Annotated in this window: 15 protein-coding genes; 13 read left to right on the forward strand and 2 right to left on the reverse strand. The window is 73.3% G+C overall.

The genetic code is table 11. The features are described from left to right. Window positions 1-49: 49 nt before the first annotated feature. From ABFY07_RS34085 to ABFY07_RS34115, 7 genes are all read left to right on the forward strand, one after another. Complete coding sequence (locus ABFY07_RS34085; protein WP_428837056.1) at window positions 50-769, forward strand: GntR family transcriptional regulator; 720 nt, start codon at window positions 50-52, stop codon at window positions 767-769. A gap of 171 nt (window positions 770-940) precedes the next feature. After that, window positions 941-1,930, forward strand: a complete 990-nt coding sequence (locus ABFY07_RS34090; RefSeq protein ID WP_346178202.1) for a sugar ABC transporter substrate-binding protein — start codon at window positions 941-943, stop codon at window positions 1,928-1,930. Further along, a complete protein-coding gene (locus ABFY07_RS34095) occupies window positions 1,927-2,970 on the forward strand; it encodes an ABC transporter permease (protein WP_065965667.1) in 1,044 nt (347 codons plus the stop codon). The genes ABFY07_RS34090 and ABFY07_RS34095 overlap by 4 nt, the downstream gene beginning before the upstream one ends. Continuing rightward, window positions 2,967-3,803, forward strand: coding sequence for an ATP-binding cassette domain-containing protein (locus tag ABFY07_RS34100; RefSeq protein WP_346178203.1), 837 nt, complete (start codon window positions 2,967-2,969; stop codon window positions 3,801-3,803). Before ABFY07_RS34095 ends, ABFY07_RS34100 begins: the two co-directional genes overlap by 4 nt. 323 nt (window positions 3,804-4,126) lie before the next feature. After that, window positions 4,127-4,270, forward strand: coding sequence for a hypothetical protein (locus ABFY07_RS34105; RefSeq protein ID WP_346178204.1), 144 nt, complete (start codon window positions 4,127-4,129; stop codon window positions 4,268-4,270). After that, window positions 4,267-5,418 (forward strand): ROK family glucokinase, encoded by a 1,152-nt coding sequence (locus tag ABFY07_RS34110; protein WP_065965669.1) that lies wholly within the window; start codon window positions 4,267-4,269, stop codon window positions 5,416-5,418. The genes ABFY07_RS34105 and ABFY07_RS34110 overlap by 4 nt, the downstream gene beginning before the upstream one ends. Further along, window positions 5,415-6,014: a hypothetical protein gene (locus ABFY07_RS34115; protein ID WP_346178205.1), complete on the forward strand. Its 600-nt coding sequence runs from the start codon at window positions 5,415-5,417 to the stop codon at window positions 6,012-6,014. The genes ABFY07_RS34110 and ABFY07_RS34115 overlap by 4 nt, the downstream gene beginning before the upstream one ends. 62 nt (window positions 6,015-6,076) lie before the next feature. Here the strand turns inward: ABFY07_RS34115 and ABFY07_RS34120 are convergent, their stop codons facing one another. Beyond that, window positions 6,077-7,966 (reverse strand): SMI1/KNR4 family protein, encoded by a 1,890-nt coding sequence (locus ABFY07_RS34120; protein WP_346178206.1) that lies wholly within the window; start codon window positions 7,964-7,966, stop codon window positions 6,077-6,079. Window positions 7,967-8,087: 121 nt separating this feature from the next. On the opposite strand from ABFY07_RS34120, the gene pcaDC reads away from it, so the two are divergent. From pcaDC to ABFY07_RS34145, 5 genes are all read left to right on the forward strand, one after another. Continuing rightward, window positions 8,088-9,389 (forward strand): bifunctional 3-oxoadipate enol-lactonase/4-carboxymuconolactone decarboxylase PcaDC, encoded by a 1,302-nt coding sequence (gene pcaDC, locus ABFY07_RS34125; RefSeq protein WP_346178207.1) that lies wholly within the window; start codon window positions 8,088-8,090, stop codon window positions 9,387-9,389. 80 nt (window positions 9,390-9,469) lie between these two features. Beyond that, complete coding sequence (locus tag ABFY07_RS34130) at window positions 9,470-10,111, forward strand: MBL fold metallo-hydrolase (protein WP_346178208.1); 642 nt, start codon at window positions 9,470-9,472, stop codon at window positions 10,109-10,111. Between the two features lie 45 nt (window positions 10,112-10,156). Continuing rightward, the gene (locus ABFY07_RS34135) at window positions 10,157-10,936 is read left to right on the forward strand and encodes an exodeoxyribonuclease III (protein WP_346178209.1); all 780 of its coding nucleotides are present in this window, start codon (window positions 10,157-10,159) and stop codon (window positions 10,934-10,936) included. Between the two features lie 150 nt (window positions 10,937-11,086). After that, window positions 11,087-11,608, forward strand: a complete 522-nt coding sequence (locus ABFY07_RS34140) for a hypothetical protein (RefSeq protein WP_346178210.1) — start codon at window positions 11,087-11,089, stop codon at window positions 11,606-11,608. Window positions 11,609-11,848: 240 nt separating this feature from the next. Beyond that, window positions 11,849-12,457 (forward strand): class F sortase, encoded by a 609-nt coding sequence (locus ABFY07_RS34145; protein ID WP_428837057.1) that lies wholly within the window; start codon window positions 11,849-11,851, stop codon window positions 12,455-12,457. A 58-nt stretch (window positions 12,458-12,515) separates the two neighbouring features. Here ABFY07_RS34145 and ABFY07_RS34150 read toward each other — a convergent pair whose 3' ends face one another. Beyond that, window positions 12,516-14,336 carry an SGNH/GDSL hydrolase family protein gene (locus ABFY07_RS34150; RefSeq protein ID WP_346178212.1) on the reverse strand — a complete coding sequence of 607 codons (1,821 nt, stop codon included), beginning with the start codon at window positions 14,334-14,336 and terminating at the stop codon, window positions 12,516-12,518. A gap of 153 nt (window positions 14,337-14,489) precedes the next feature. Between ABFY07_RS34150 and ABFY07_RS34155 the strand changes: the two genes are divergently transcribed. Next, the gene (locus ABFY07_RS34155) at window positions 14,490-14,930 is read left to right on the forward strand and encodes a DUF6278 family protein (RefSeq protein ID WP_346178213.1); all 441 of its coding nucleotides are present in this window, start codon (window positions 14,490-14,492) and stop codon (window positions 14,928-14,930) included. Window positions 14,931-14,995 lie beyond the last annotated feature (65 nt).

Here is a 14,995-nt window from a genome sequence, read left to right on the forward strand (position 1 = left end):
AGAAGATTCCTCCGGCCCGGCCGGCTCGGCGGAGACGCTCCAGTTCAGCGTGGACCGCAGCAGCCCCGTCCCGCTGTACTTCCAGCTGTCCCAGCAGCTCGAAGCGGCGATCGAGCAGGGGCGGCTGGCGCCCGGCAGCCTGCTCGGCAACGAGATCGAGCTCGCCGGACGGCTCGGCCTGTCCCGGCCCACCGTCCGCCAGGCCATCCAGTCGCTGGTCGACAAGGGGCTGCTGGTGCGCCGCCGCGGGGTCGGCACCCAGGTGGTGCACAGCCAGGTCAAGCGCCCGCTCGAGCTGAGCAGCCTGTACGACGACCTGGAGACGGCCGGGCAGCGCCCCGCCACCCGGGTCCTGCGCAACACCACCGAGCCCGCGACCGCCGAGGTCGCCGCGGCCCTCGGGGTCGCCGAGGGCACCGAGGTGGTGGTGATCGAGCGGCTGCGGCTGGCCCATGGTGAGCCCATGGCCCACCTGTGCAACCACCTCCCGGCGGGCCTGCTGAAGCTGGACAGCGCCGAGCTGGAGGAGACCGGTCTTTACCGGCTGATGCGCGCGTCCGGGATCACCCTGCACAGCGCCCGCCAGACGGTCGGCGCCCGCGCCGCCACCGCCGAGGAGGGCGAGCGGCTCGGCGAGCCGGCGGGCGCGCCGCTGCTGACCATGGAGCGCACGGCCTTCGACGACACCGGCCGGGCCGTCGAATTCGGCTCGCACACCTACCGGGCCTCCCGCTACTCCTTCGAGTTCCAGCTGCTCGTACGCCCCTGAGGCGCCTCCCGTGCGAAACAGGTCCCGACCACCCTCTGGACCCCGGCCGTACACCGTGACGGATACTTGGGCGGCGCCCGAGCCGATGACGCATGTCCGGGCGCCGCCGAACGGGACGTCTTCGAGAAGGGCTGGGTCTTCGTGGCCACGGTTGGGACAGGGGCACGCGCGTTGACCGCCGCCGTGCTGGCGACGGTGCTGGGGTTCGCCTCGGCGGGATGCAGCAGTACGGGCGGCAAGCGCGCCGAGGAGCGGGCCGAGCAGGCGGCGAACGCTTCGGGGCGCGCGGCGGTGAACACCCCGAGGATGACCTTCGCGATGGTCACCCACTCCGGCGACGGCGACACCTTCTGGGACATCGTCCAGAGCGGGGCCAAGCAGGCCGCGGTCAAGGACAACGTGAAGTTCCTCTACGCCCACCACGAGGAGGGCAAGGACCAGGCGCAGCTGGTGCAGACCTACATCGACCAGAAGGTCGACGGGCTGATCGTCACGCTCGCCAAGCCCGACGCCATGAAGGACGTCGTCAAGAAGGCGGAGAAGGCTGGCATACCGGTCATCACCGTCAATTCCGGGTCGGAGGAGTCCAAGGACTTCGGGGCGCTCACCCACGTCGGCCAGGACGAGACCATCGCGGGCGAGGCGGTCGGCGAGGAGCTGAACAAGCGAGGCCGCAAGAAGGCCCTGTGCGTGCTGCACGAGCAGGGCAACGTCGGCCACGAGCAGCGCTGCGACGGTGCCGCGCAGACCTTCGACGGCAAGATGGAGAAGATCTACGTCGAGGGCACCAACATGCCCGACGTCGAGTCGAGCATCGAGGCGAAGCTCCAGTCCGACAAGGACATCGACACCGTCGTGACGCTCGGCGCGCCCTTCGCCGCCACCGCCGCCAAGGCGGCCCAGCAGGCGGGCAGCAAGGCGGAGATCGACACCTTCGACCTCAACGCCAAGGTCGCCAAGTCGCTCCAGGACGGCACGCTCGGCTTCGCCGTCGACCAGCAGCCGTACCTCCAGGGGTACGAGGCCGTGGACCTGCTGTGGCTCTACCACTACAACGCCGATGTCCTCGGCGGCGGCAAGCCGGTCCTCACCGGCCCCCAGATCATCACCAAGGACGACGCCGCCGACCTGGCCAAGTACACCGACCGGGGGACCCGATGAGCGCGGACGCGCTGCCCGCGACCAAGGATGAGCGGCTGGCCCGCCGCTCCCTGCCGCGCCGCCTGGCCGGCCGGCCCGAACTGGGCGCGATCGTCGGGGCCGTCGCCGTCTTCGTCTTCTTCTCCGTCGTCGCCGACAGCTTCCTGCAGTGGTCCAGCTTCAGCACGGTGCTGAACGCCTCCTCGACCATCGGCATCATGGCGACCCCGGTCGCGCTGCTGATGATCGGCGGCGAGTTCGACCTGTCGACCGGGGTGATGGTCACCTCCTCGGCGCTGATCTCCTCGATGTTCTCGTACCAGATGACGGCCAACGTCTGGGTCGGCATCGGGGTGTCCCTGCTGGCCACCCTCGCCATCGGCTTCTTCAACGGCTTCCTGCTGGTGCGCACCGGGCTGCCGAGCTTCATCATCACGCTCGGCACCTTCCTGATCCTCCAGGGCTGCAACCTCGGCTTCACCAAGCTGATCAGCGACACGGTCTCCACCAAGTCCATCGGCGACATGGAGGGCTTCCCCGAGGCCCAGGACGTCTTCGCCTCCCACCTGACCATCGGCGATGTCGATCTGCAGGTCACCGTCCTGTGGTGGCTCGGGCTCGTCGCGCTGGCCACCTGGATCCTGCTGCGCACCCGCGCCGGCAACTGGATCTTCGCGGTGGGCGGCGGCAAGGAGGCCGCCCGCGCGGTCGGCGTGCCCGTCGAGCGCACCAAGATCGGGCTGTACATGGGCGTCGCCTTCGCGGCCTGGATCTCCGGACAGCACCTGCTGTTCAACTACGACGTCATCCAGTCCGGCGAGGGCGTCGGCAACGAGTTCCTCTACATCATCGCGGCCGTCATCGGCGGCTGCCTGCTGACCGGCGGCTACGGCTCGGCGATCGGGGCCGCCGTCGGCGCGTTCATCTTCGGCATGGCGAACAAGGGCATCGTGTACGCGCAGTGGAGCGCGGACTGGTTCAAGTTCTTCCTCGGCGCGATGCTGCTGCTCGCCACGCTGCTCAACTGGTGGGTCCGCAAGCGGGCGGAGGCCGGCGCATGACCACGACAGACACCTCCGCGGGCACCTCCGCCCGGACGCCGCTGATCGAACTGCGCGAGGTCAGCAAGAGTTACGGCAACGTCAACGCGCTGCAGGGGGTCTCCCTCGAGGTGCACGCCGGGGAGATCACCTGCGTCCTGGGCGACAACGGCGCGGGCAAGTCCACCCTCATCAAGATCGTGGCGGGGCTGCACCGGCACGACGCGGGCAGCCTCACGATCGAGGGCGAGGAGACCCGGCTCGGCTCGCCGCGCGAGGCCCTGGACCGCGGCATCGCCACCGTCTACCAGGACCTCGCCGTGGTGCCGCTGATGCCGGTGTGGCGCAACTTCTTCCTGGGCTCCGAGCCCACCAAGGGCCGCGGGCCCTTCAAGCGGCTCGACGTGGAGACCATGCGCACCACCACCCGGGCCGCCCTGCTGCGCATGGGCATCGACCTGCGCGACGTCGACCAGCCCATCGGCACCCTCTCCGGCGGCGAACGGCAGTGCGTGGCCATCGCCCGCGCCGTCCACTTCGGCGCCAAGGTCCTGGTGCTGGACGAGCCGACGGCGGCGCTGGGCGTCAAGCAGTCCGGGGTGGTGCTCAAGTACGTCGCGGCGGCCCGGGACGCGGGCCTCGGTGTGGTTCTGATCACCCACAACCCGCACCACGCCCACCTCGTCGGCGACCGCTTCGTCCTCCTCAAGCGCGGCGCGATGGCCGGCAGCCACCTCAAGACGGAGATCGCCCTCGACGAGCTCACCCGCCAGATGGCGGGCGGCAGCGAGCTCGAACAGCTCAGCCACGAACTCGCCCGCCCCTCGGCCAGGGACACCCCGACCGAGGTCTGAGCGGGGCCCAGCGAGGTGTGAGCGAGGCCCAGCGACGTCTGAGCGGGGCCCAGCGAGGTCTGAGCGAGGCCCGCGCGAGCCCGAGCGAGGTCTGAGCGAGATCCGTGCGAGGGGCCGGCCGAGAGGCTCGGCCGAGGGGCCCGGCCGAGGCCTGCCACCCCGCGCACCCCGGGCGCCGCATGGCGCGATGACCCGCCCCCGGCGGGACTCGCCATGCGGCGCCCGGTGCGCGTGAGGCACAATCGCACGGCGGGTCCCACCCCGCCACGACCACGCACGCCGAGGCCCCGGCCTCCCGAGACCCCCGCAGGGACGACGAACTCTTGCGCACCCGCAGCGACCGCACCCCCCACGCCCGCGCCGCCGCCCCGGCGGGTCCTCCCGGCCCGGGCCGGGAGGCCGTCGGCCCCGCCCGCGGCGGCTCCGGCCTCGGCGGCTCCGACCTCGGCGAGGGGGCGAGCCGATGAGCCTCTACCGTGAAAGGGTGCACCGGGGGTCGGCCCGGGCGACCGTGCTGCGCACCGTCGGCACCCGCGAGCGCCGCTCGCACCTCACCGCGCCCCGCGTGCCCACCGTCGGCATCGACATCGGCGGCACCAAGGTGATGGCCGGAGTCGTCGACGCCGACGGCGAGATCCTGGAGAAGGTCCGCACCGAGACGCCCGACAAGTCCAAGAGCCCCAAGGTCGTCGAGGACACCATCACCGAGCTGGTGCTGGACCTCTCCGACCGGCACGACGTGCACGCGGTCGGCATCGGCGCCGCCGGCTGGGTCGACGCCGACCGCAACCGCGTCCTGTTCGCCCCCCACCTGTCCTGGCGCAACGAGCCGCTGCGCGACCGCCTCGCCGAGCGCCTCGCGGTCCCGGTGATGGTCGACAACGACGCCAACGCCGCCGCGTGGGCCGAGTGGCGCTTCGGCGCGGGACGCGGCGAGGACCACCTGGTCATGATCACCCTCGGCACCGGCATCGGCGGCGCCATCCTGGAGGACGGCCAGGTCAAGCGCGGCAAGTACGGGGTGGCGGGCGAGTTCGGCCATATGCAGGTGGTGCCCGGCGGCCACCGCTGCCCGTGCGGCAACCGCGGCTGCTGGGAGCAGTACAGCTCCGGAAACGCGCTGGTCAGGGAGGCCCGCGAGCTGGCCGCCGCCGAGTCCCCGGTCGCGTACGGGATCATCGACCGGGTCGGCGGCAACATCCAGGAGATCACCGGGCCGCTGATCACCGAGCTGGCCCGTGAGGGCGACGCCATGTGCGTCGAGCTGCTCCAGGACATCGGCCAGTGGCTCGGCGTCGGCATCGCCAACCTGGCCGCCGCCCTCGACCCCTCCTGCTTCGTCATCGGCGGCGGCGTCAGCGCCGCCGACGACCTGTTGATCGGCCCGGCCCGGGACGCCTTCCGGCGCACCCTGACCGGCCGCGGCTACCGGCCGGAGGCCCGTATCGCCCGGGCCCAGCTCGGCCCCGAGGCGGGCATGGTCGGCGCCGCCGACCTGGCCCGGCTGGTCGCCCGCCGGTTCCGCCGCGCCAACCGGCGCCGCGTGGAGCGCTACGAGCGCACCGGGACCGGCCCCCTGCGGCTGGCGTCGCGCGGACAGGCGGGGCGCGAGTGACCGCCGCCGACCAGCGTCCGGGCACCGGCTCACCGCCCGGCCGGGGCACCGACCGCGCCACCGAGTCCCCCACGCCCCCCGCCGGCCGCCCGCCGCGCCGCTGGCTCAAGGCGCTCGCGGTCTTCCTGCTCATCACCATCCCGGCCGGCTATCTGGTCATCTCCGCGCTCCAGAGCCGCGACAGCGGCGAGGACAAGCAGGAGAACGCCTCGGCCACCGGCCTCACCGCCGGCTGGCCCAGCAAGGTGCAGCGGCGCATCTACGACGTGCCGATCCCGGGCTACTCCGCCGACGTGGCGTACTACGAGACCAACGCCTGGAAGAGCAGCTCGCTGTACGTGCAGTTCGTCACCTCCGTCCAGGGCCTCGACCGGTTCCTGGTCAACGTCGGCACCGACCGCGCCGCCCTCAAGAACGGCGAGATCACCATCGACGCCGACGAGGCCGAGAAGGTCGGCTGGCGGCTCGGCGGCGACGAGGACTGGGCCGGCACGGTCTTCACCCAGAAGCAACCCCAGCCGGAACTGGAGATCACCGTCGACTTCGACAACCGGCGCCATCCCAAGGTCTACGTCGTCTCCACTGTCACCCCGTAGCCCCCGGCCGGCCGCAGCCCCCCGCCGGCGGGCCGGCCGGGCGGGGGCCACCCTCTGGCGGCTCAACCGATCCGGACCACCGCGTACGTCTCGCCGTCCCTCGGCGGCCGCGTCCAGGAACGGGAGGTGAATGTGTGCAGCCGCCCGTTCACGAGAGCATGACGCGGCAGAGACGCGCCGAACTCCCCCGCCACCGCTTCCAGCAGCGACCGCTCCACCTCGGCCACGTCGTCCTGGCCGCCGAAGAACCGGCTCGGATCCAGCGCCCGCGGTATCTCCCCGCTCTGTTCGAGCTCTCCGTCGGCATAGGTGAACGCGTACTGCTCCGCCCCGTCGAGCGCCACGGAAAGGTGGAAGAACGACTCGCCGTACCATGCCCTCAGACCGCTCCACACCACCACCGCGCGGGTGCCCGCGCCGGCGGCCGCGGCCGGGGAGACGAACCGCTGCCGACCGAACGGGGCGGGATCGCCGTCGAAGGCGAAGCTCCAGCCGGGGCCGGCCCGGCCGACCGCCATGAGGGCCCGGTCGTCGTAGGACGAGAACTCCCTCTTGTCCCGCAGCGCGTGGCGCGCCTCCCACAAGGTCATGGGTCGGCTCAGCACGGCGTCGTCCCCGTCCGCGAGACGTCCGGGCAACTCCTCCGGCTCCACCCCCTCCACCAGGACGAACCGGTAGGACGTGCGGTTGCCGCCCGGGTCCGGCTCCGCGAGCCACGCCAGGCCGCCCGGGTCGAGCCCGGCGGCCGGGCCCGGCGCCTCGCCCGGCTGCCCGCCCCGTGGAGTGGACAGCAGCTCGCGGCCCCGCTCGGGGGTCAGCAGCGGCCCGAGCACGGGGTCGGCCACCCACCCCAGCGGCGCCAGGTGGTCCGGTCCCAGCGGCTCCCACAGCGGCACGGCGCTCATCAGCGTCCGCCACGCCCCGTCGGTGTCCCCCCACCGCGCCAGCTCCCGCGCCCGCTCGACCGCCGCCCCGAACGGCCCCGCCGCCGTGTACCGGTACGTGCCGCGCCGCACCTCCTCCAGGATCGCGTATGCCAGGGACACCAGCTCGTCGTCGGCGCCCTGCAGATGGAACGTCAGCGAGGAGTCGTCCCGGTACGAGTGCGCCGCGTGCTCGGCGATCAACAGAGGCAACAGCTCGGGCGCGTACCGCGGGTCCGTCACCAAGCCCTTGAAGCGCACCATGTAGGTCTGTCCGAGCAGGCGCCGTATCTGGTCGCCCAGCCCGGCGGCCCGCGGTCTGCCGTACTCCTTGGCCTCGTCCAGCGCCTTCGCGGCCCGCTCCCAGCCGCCGCGCAGCGCCTCCAGCCGGGCCTCCTCCACCTGGATGTCCAGCTCTCGCGTTGTGTCGTTGGCGAACTCCGTTTCCCCGTCGCCGCTGTGCGCCTCCAGGCTGTGGAACTGCCGGTGCATGGCCCGCATGAACTCCAGGAAGTTCGCGTGCCGCTTGGGCGGCGCGGCCAGCCAGCTCGACCACGTGTAGACGGCCCACTCACCGTCCTCGTCCACGTCCTCGGGATCCATGAGCACGTAGGTGATGTCGGACTCGACGTCGAGCTGTAACCCGCGCCGCCAGAGGTCCGCCTCCCGCCACTCCTCGGGCCCGGCGTTCTCGTCCAGATACCCCTCGAAGGCGACCGCGAGCCCCGACGCGTCGTTGTGCCAGCGCGCGTCCCCGGTCCCCGCCAGCAGCCGCACGAACCCGCCCGCGTGCCGCCACCCGTCGCTGACCTTGAGGAACTCCCGGTACGACGGGGGCATCCGCCGGCCGAGGCGCTCCTCCATGTCCGCGATCCGCTCCTCGGACGCGGGCGGGAACCCCAGCCACCGCGCCCGCCGCGCGGTCTCGTCGTCCTCGCCCCGCGTCTCGCCGTCAGGCAGGGAATCCGCCCACTCCCCGCTCCATCCGAGCAGGAAGGACCGCCAGTCGAATGCCGTGATGTCCGTCATACGCGCGATGCTGCCACCCGCCACCGACAGCGTCCGGAGCGCGGCTCGCAGCAGGAGGGAAAAGGACGTTAGGTTCGGACCGGCGATGTGGGATTTCATGACACATGAGAGGGTCAGACGGGTGAGCGAGACCCGACCGAACACCCTGCAGTACCGGTTTGACGGGCCGGAAGACGCCCCTGTCCTGATCCTGGGGCCCTCCCTGGGCACCACCTGGCACATGTGGGATCGCCAGATACCCGAGCTGTCCCGCCATTGGCGCGTGCTGCGCTTCGACCTGCCAGGGCACGGCGGCGCGCCCGCCCACCCCGCCGCCGCCGTCTCCGACCTCGCCGAGCGGCTCCTGGCCACGCTCGACGGGCTGGGTGTCGACCGCTTCGGCTACGCGGGTTGCTCGATCGGCGGGGCCGTCGGCGCGGAGCTGGCCCTCAGACATCCGCTCAGAGTGGGCTCCCTCGCGCTCGTCTCCGCCTCACCGCGCTTCGGCACCGCCGACTCCTACCGGCAGCGCGGCGTCGTGGTCCGCACCAACGGCCTCGACCCGATCGCCCGCGCCACCCCCGAGCGCTGGTTCACCCCCGCCTTCGCCGCCGGGCAGCCCGCCATCGTCGACTGGTCCGTCCAGATGGTCCGCACCACCGACCCCGGCTGCTACATCGCCGCCTGTGAGGCCCTCGCCGCCTTCGACATCCGCGCCGAGCTGGGCCGCATCGGCGTGCCCACCCTGGTCGTGGTGGGCGCCGACGACGAGGTGACCCCGCCGGCCGACGCCCGGGTGTTCGTCGCCGGGATCCCCGACGCCCGGCTCGCGCTGGTCCCCGGCGCCTCCCACCTGGCGCCGGTGGAGCAGCCCGCCGCCGTCACCGACCTTCTGGTGCGCCACTTCACCACCTCCTGGCTCCCCGCCGACCAGCCGACCGGGATGACCGCGATCCCCGCCCCCGCGGCGCGGGCCGCGCTCGCCACCGCGCCGCCCAGCGGCGCCCCGGTCGCCGAGATCGCCTACACCGCCGAGCCCGTCCCGGCCGTCGCCGACGGCCGTGCGGACACGTACGAGAAGGGGCTCCGGGTGCGCCGGGAAGTGCTGGGCGACGCCCATGTGGACCGAGCCCAGGCGGGCGCCGACGAGTTCACCGGCGACTTCCAGGAGTTCATCACCCGCTACGCCTGGGGCGAGGTGTGGACCCGGCCGGGCCTCGACCGGCGCACCCGCAGCGTGATCACCCTCACCGCGCTCGCCGCCCGCGGCCATCTCGACGAGCTGGCCTTCCACACCCGCGCCGCGCTGCGCAACGGGCTGACCCCGGCCGAGATCAAGGAGGTGCTGCTGCACACCGCCGTCTACTGCGGGGTGCCCACCGCGAACTCGGCGTTCTCCGTGGCCCAGCGCGTCATCCGCGAGGAGACCACGCCCGAGGGGTGACGCGGGCGAGGGGGGTATGCGGGCGAGGGGGTAGCGGGGCACGGCGGGCCCGTGTGCCCGGGGGGAGCACAATGATCCTCATGAAGCTCACCAAGAAGGGCCACGCCTGCGTCCGGCTGGAGAAGGACGGGCGGTCGCTCGTCATCGACCCCGGCGCGTTCAGCGAGGAGGACGCCGCGGTCGGCGCGGAGGCGATCCTGGTCACCCACGAGCACATGGACCACTTCGACGAGGGGCGGCTGCGGGCGGCGCTGGAGGCCGAGCCCGCCGCGCGGATCTGGACGCTCGCCAGTGTGGCGGACCGGATCGCGGGCGCCTTCCCGGGGCGGGTGCACACCGTCGGCGAGGGCGACACCTTCAGCGCCGCGGGATTCGACATCGAGGTCCACGGGCAGCTCCACGCCGTCATCCATCCGGACATCCCGCGGATCACCAACGTGGGGTACGTGGTGGACGGCTCGGTCTTCCACCCCGGCGACGCGCTCACCGTGCCCGGGCGGCCGGTGGAGACCCTGCTGCTGCCGGTCCACGCGCCGTGGAACAAGCTCGCCGAGCTCGTCGACTACGTCCGCGAGGTCGGGCCGGACCGCGCGCTCGACGTCCACGACGCCCTGCTGTCCGAGGTCGCGCCGCTGGTCTACGGCCGGATGCTGGGTCCCGAGGGCCCCGGGATCGGCGCCGAGCACGTACGGCTGGCGCCGGGGGAGAGCATCACCCTGTGAGCCGCCGGGGCCGCGCTGTCGGACCCGCGCGGTAGGTTGTCCCCTATGCGCATCGCGACCTGGAACGTCAATTCGATCACGGCGCGGCTGCCCCGCCTGCTCGCCTGGCTGGAGAGCAGCGGCACGGACGTGCTGTGCATACAGGAGATCAAGTGCGCCGAGAGCGCCTTCCCCTACGAGCCGCTGCGCGAGCTCGGCTATGAGGCCGCGGTCAACGCCACCGGCCGGTGGAACGGGGTGGGGGTGCTCTCCCGGGTCGGCCTGGCCGACGTGAGCCCCGGCCTGCCCGGCGGCCCGGACTACGACGGCGAGCAGGAGCCCCGCGCCATCGCCGCGACCTGCGGCGCGGTCCGCGTCCAGTCGGTGTACGTGCCCAACGGCCGGGAGATCGGGCATCCGCACTACGACTACAAGCTGCGCTGGCTGGAGGCGCTGCGGACCTCCGCCGCGGCCGACGCCGCGGGCGGCCGCCCCTTCGCCGTCCTCGGCGATTTCAACGTGGCGCCGGCCGACGAGGACGTGTGGGACCCGTCGTTCTTCGAGGGCCTGACGCATGTCACCACCAAGGAGCGGGACGCGCTGGCCGCCCTGCGCGAGCTGGGCCTGTCCGATGTGGTGCCGCGCCCCCTGAAGTACGACCACCCCTTCACGTACTGGGACTACCGCGAGCTGTGCTTCCCGAAGAACCGGGGCATGCGGATCGACCTGGTCTACGGCAACGAGCCCTTCGCCAAGGCCGTCGGCGACGCGTATGTGGACCGCGAGGAGCGCAAGGGCAAGGGCGCCTCGGACCACGCCCCGGTGGTCGTCGACCTCGACGTCTGAGCCACGCCTCCAGGCGTCGCGTCACTACGCAGAGTGACCCGATGTCACCCGTTTGTCCCTGATATCTGGGCATATGTCCGGATCAGCGGCAAAGCTCAAGGCCAAGCACCGACGGTATCCGTCGGCGCTTCAAGCCTTGAGGAGGAATTGATGTCGGCTGCGAACAGCAGGAAGACATATGCCATAGCCACGGCCGGCGGCGCGCTCGCCATGGTCGCCGCCCTCGCCGCCCCCGCGTACGCGGGCGGGGCCGGCGGCGGGGCGACCCCCATCAAGGGGCGTACCGAGGGCGGCAGCCTCGAACTCGTCAACGGCGACATCGTGGCCTGCGCCGGCGTCGGCGACGTCCGCGTCGAGGACACCAAGGGCGTGGAGCACAAGACCGACGGCAAGGGCACGGAGTTCACCACGCCGGCCGGGACCGAGGTCGAGACGCTGCGCAAGGGCACCGTGGAGGTGACCGTCCGCGGCGCCAGCGCCGTCATCACCTGTGGCAAGGAGGGGTTCCCCACAACGAACGCGCGGGTCCCCAAGGGAGTGCTCGCCGGCTCGGGCGGCTCGGTGGCCGGGGTCAACACGGCCGAGACCCTCGCCGGGGGCGCGCTGGTGGCGTCCGCCATCGCGGGCTGTGCGGTGGCGCTGCGCCGTCGCCGCGGCGACGCGGGCGCCTGACCGGCTGACCGGGTAGCCACCACGCGGTCAGGGCCTCCCCGGGCCCCACCGAGCCCTTTCCCGCCGGGGGAGGGGAGGCCCTGATCCGCGCTCCGTCCCGCTCCCGTCACCCCCGACCCACGGAAGGCGAGCCAGGTGCGACGTCCCTTCGCCCACGGCACCGCCCCGCGCGGTCCTCTCCCGCGCGGCACCCGCCTGACCCTCACCGCGGCCGGGGTCGCCTTCTGGCTCGGCTGCGGAATGGTGCAGGCCGGCACCCACGTGCAGGCGCCGCCCAGCCCCTCCGCGGCCGAGGCGTGGCCGGCCGGGCCCGCCGCCACCGGGCCCGCCGCCACCGGGCCCGCCGCCGGGGGACCGGTCGCATCCCCGATGCCGCTGTCGCGGCCCACGCGGATCCGCATCCCCCGGATCGGAGTCGACGCGCCGGTGGCCGGCGTCGGCCTGGACGCGTCCGGATACCTCCAGGCCCCACCGGCCGCCAAGCCGAACGTGGCGGGCTGGTACGTGGAGAGCCCGACCCCCGGCAGCGCGGGGAACGCCGTCATCGACGGCCACGTCGACACCGCGCGGGGCCCGGCCGTCTTCTACGGGCTGGGCGCCCTGCACCGGCGGGACCGGGTCCAGGTCACCCGCGCCGACGGAACCACCGCCGAGTTCACCGTCGACGCCATCGAGGTCCACCCCAAGCGGGCCATCCCCGCCGACCGCGTCTACGGTCCCACCCGGCGCCCGCAGTTGCGCCTCATCACCTGCGGTGGCGGCTACACCCCGGGGTCCGGCTACCGGGGAAACGTCGTGGTCTACGCCCATCTGACCCGAGCCCGCGGCCACGTCTCCCCGGAGACGTGAGACCGCCCGGACCGTGGCCGCCGGGCCGCCCGTGTCACATGGTCGGCCCGTCGGCCCGTCAGCCCACCAGCCGCCGCAGGTCGATCGAGTCGGCCATCGCCCGCAGCCCCGCGTCCCCGGGGTGCAGGTGGTCGCCGCTGTCGTAGGCCGGCAGGATCCGCTGCGGCCGCAGCGGATCCCGCACCACGGCGTCGAAGTCGAGGACCGCGTCGAACTCCCCGGCGCCGCCGCCCCGGATGAAGGCGTTGACGGCGGAGCGCCGGGCGTCCACGTCGGCGGTGCACAGGGACTCGCCCTCGCAGGGCGCGATCGTCGCCACCACCACCCGCAGCCCCCGCTCGTGGGCCCGCCGGGCGATGGCGTGCAGCCCGGCGGTCAGTTCCTCGGCCGAGGCGCCCCAGCGCAGATCGTTGACGCCCTCGAAGACGACGACCGTGCGCACCCCGGTCTGGGCGAACACATCGCGCTCCAGCCGGTGCTGGGCGCTCACCCCGCCGGTGTCGGTGCTGACGCCCTCGCCCGGGTAGCGGTCGGTGACCACGCGGTTGGCGGAGATGCCCTGGTTGAGCACCCCGTACGCGGGGACCTCCGACTGCTCCCGCAGCCGCCGGGCCAGCACATCCGGCCAGCGGCGATTGGCGTCGGCGGTCGACTTGGTGCCGTCGGTGATCGAGTCGCCGAGCGTCACCACCGACCCCGGCCCGCCGCCGACGTCCACCCCGGTCAGAAAGGGCCAGGTGGTCAGGGTGCCGGTGTACGCCCCGCCGTCCGCGTCGGCCGTGTGGTCGCCGCTGCCGGGCGGGCTCAGATACGAGCGCTGGGTGGCCTGGCTGTGCACCGGCACCGCCCGGACCGCGTCCGGCAGATGGATGCTCACCAGCAGATTCGCGTCCGGCGGGACGTCGAAGCCGACCGGGTCGCTGAACTCCTGGGCCCCCGCCGGGATCTCGGTCCCGTCCCGGCCGCCGAAGGTCAGCGGCACCGGGTCGCCGTCCGCCGCCGCGCCCTCGGCCTGCACGGACACGCTGGCCCGGCCGATCCGCACGGGGGCGGCCGCGAAGGTGTTGGCCAGCCGGATCCGGGCCGTGGGCCCGCCCGCGCTGGTGTGCACCACCAGCCGCAGTGTCTGGTCGCTCCACGGGCCGACCGCCGGGTATCCGCTGGTGCTCGCCGCCCAACTGCCGGTCCAGCCGTCGGCGGCGCGGCGCACCGAGGCGGCGAACACATGCAGATCGGCCGCGTCCGGGTCCCGGGGCAGCACCACCGAGGCGATGTCCCGGCCGCGCTCCACCGGCACCGTCACCGCGTACAGCCGCGCGGTCTCCACCCGCTGCCCGGCGCCGCTGTTGATGTGCGGGAGGGCGACGGCCCGGGTGGCCGTCGGGCCCGAGCGCCAGTCCGGGGCGGTGAGGGTGTACGTACTGCTCGACCCGTCCCGGTAGCGGACCGTGCCGGTGCCGCTCGCCTCGCCGCCGGTGCCCGCGACCAGGAAGGACAGCGCGTCGCCGCGCCCGCGCAGCAGTACCGCCTGCCCGTCGGCCCGTACGTTGTCGGGGCGGGCGCCGCCGGGGCGCGCGGCTCGGGGCCAGGTGAGCCGGGCCGAGTCGATGGTGAGGGTGCGGCCCGGGGTCCAGCCGGCGGCCCGCAGGTCCTGCGCGGACAGCGAGTCGCCCGTGCCGTCGAAGTCCGCCCCGCCGGGGTCGGCGTCGTCGCTGACCGCCCTGTTGTCGAAGAGCCGCTCCAAGGGGAGCGGCTTTCGGGGTTCTTCACCGGGCGGCCCCGGCGTGGCGGCGCCCGCGGGCGCCGCCGGCCAGGCGAAGGAGAGGGCGACACCTCCCGTGACGAACGCGGTCGCTGTCCACCGTCTGCCGACGAGCATGCGTGTGTCCCCTCTCGCAACCAACCCAACCGGCGATCCGACAGGTGCGGGACGAACGTAGGGAGACGGGTGGGTGGCGTCAAGGCAATGATCGGGAAACGGGCTCCGCGCGCCCTGTGGTGCGCCGAGCGCGGGGATGCCACGCTGAGCGGTATGAACATCCCTTTCTTGGGCAACTGGCGCAAGCGATACGACCTGGCGCGCGGTACGGCTGTCATGGCCACCCGGGAGGCGGATCCACAGGGCGTGGCGCAGTTGCTGTCGGAGTGTGAGCTGCTGCGCGCCCGGGCGGCGTCCGCGGGGGTGGGGCTCGACGACTCGGCGGCCTCCCTCGAGGCGCTGGACCAGCTGCTGCCGCGCTGGCGCGACGACCCCGAGGAGCTGACGTGGCTCGGCAACGACGCCGGGCTGTACCTGGGCACGGTGATCATCCGTACCGTGCCCGGCGCCCTGTGGCAGGTGTGGCCCAACGGGCGGCCGGTGGTCCGGCTCGCCTCCGGGCGGGAGATCGACGTGGTGGGGGCGGGGCAGGAGTGGGCGGCCGACGGCGCGCCCGAGCTCTCCCGTGTGTACGCGGAGGTCGCGGAGATCTGAGCCGCGTCCCCCGGTCGCCCGAGGGTTAAGTACCCATTGATGCGTGTCGTCGACGGAGCGCCGCT

The sequence above is a fragment of the Streptomyces sparsogenes subsp. cuspidosporus genome, from assembly GCF_039532705.1.
Taxonomy (GTDB): domain Bacteria; phylum Actinomycetota; class Actinomycetes; order Streptomycetales; family Streptomycetaceae; genus Streptomyces; species Streptomyces sparsogenes.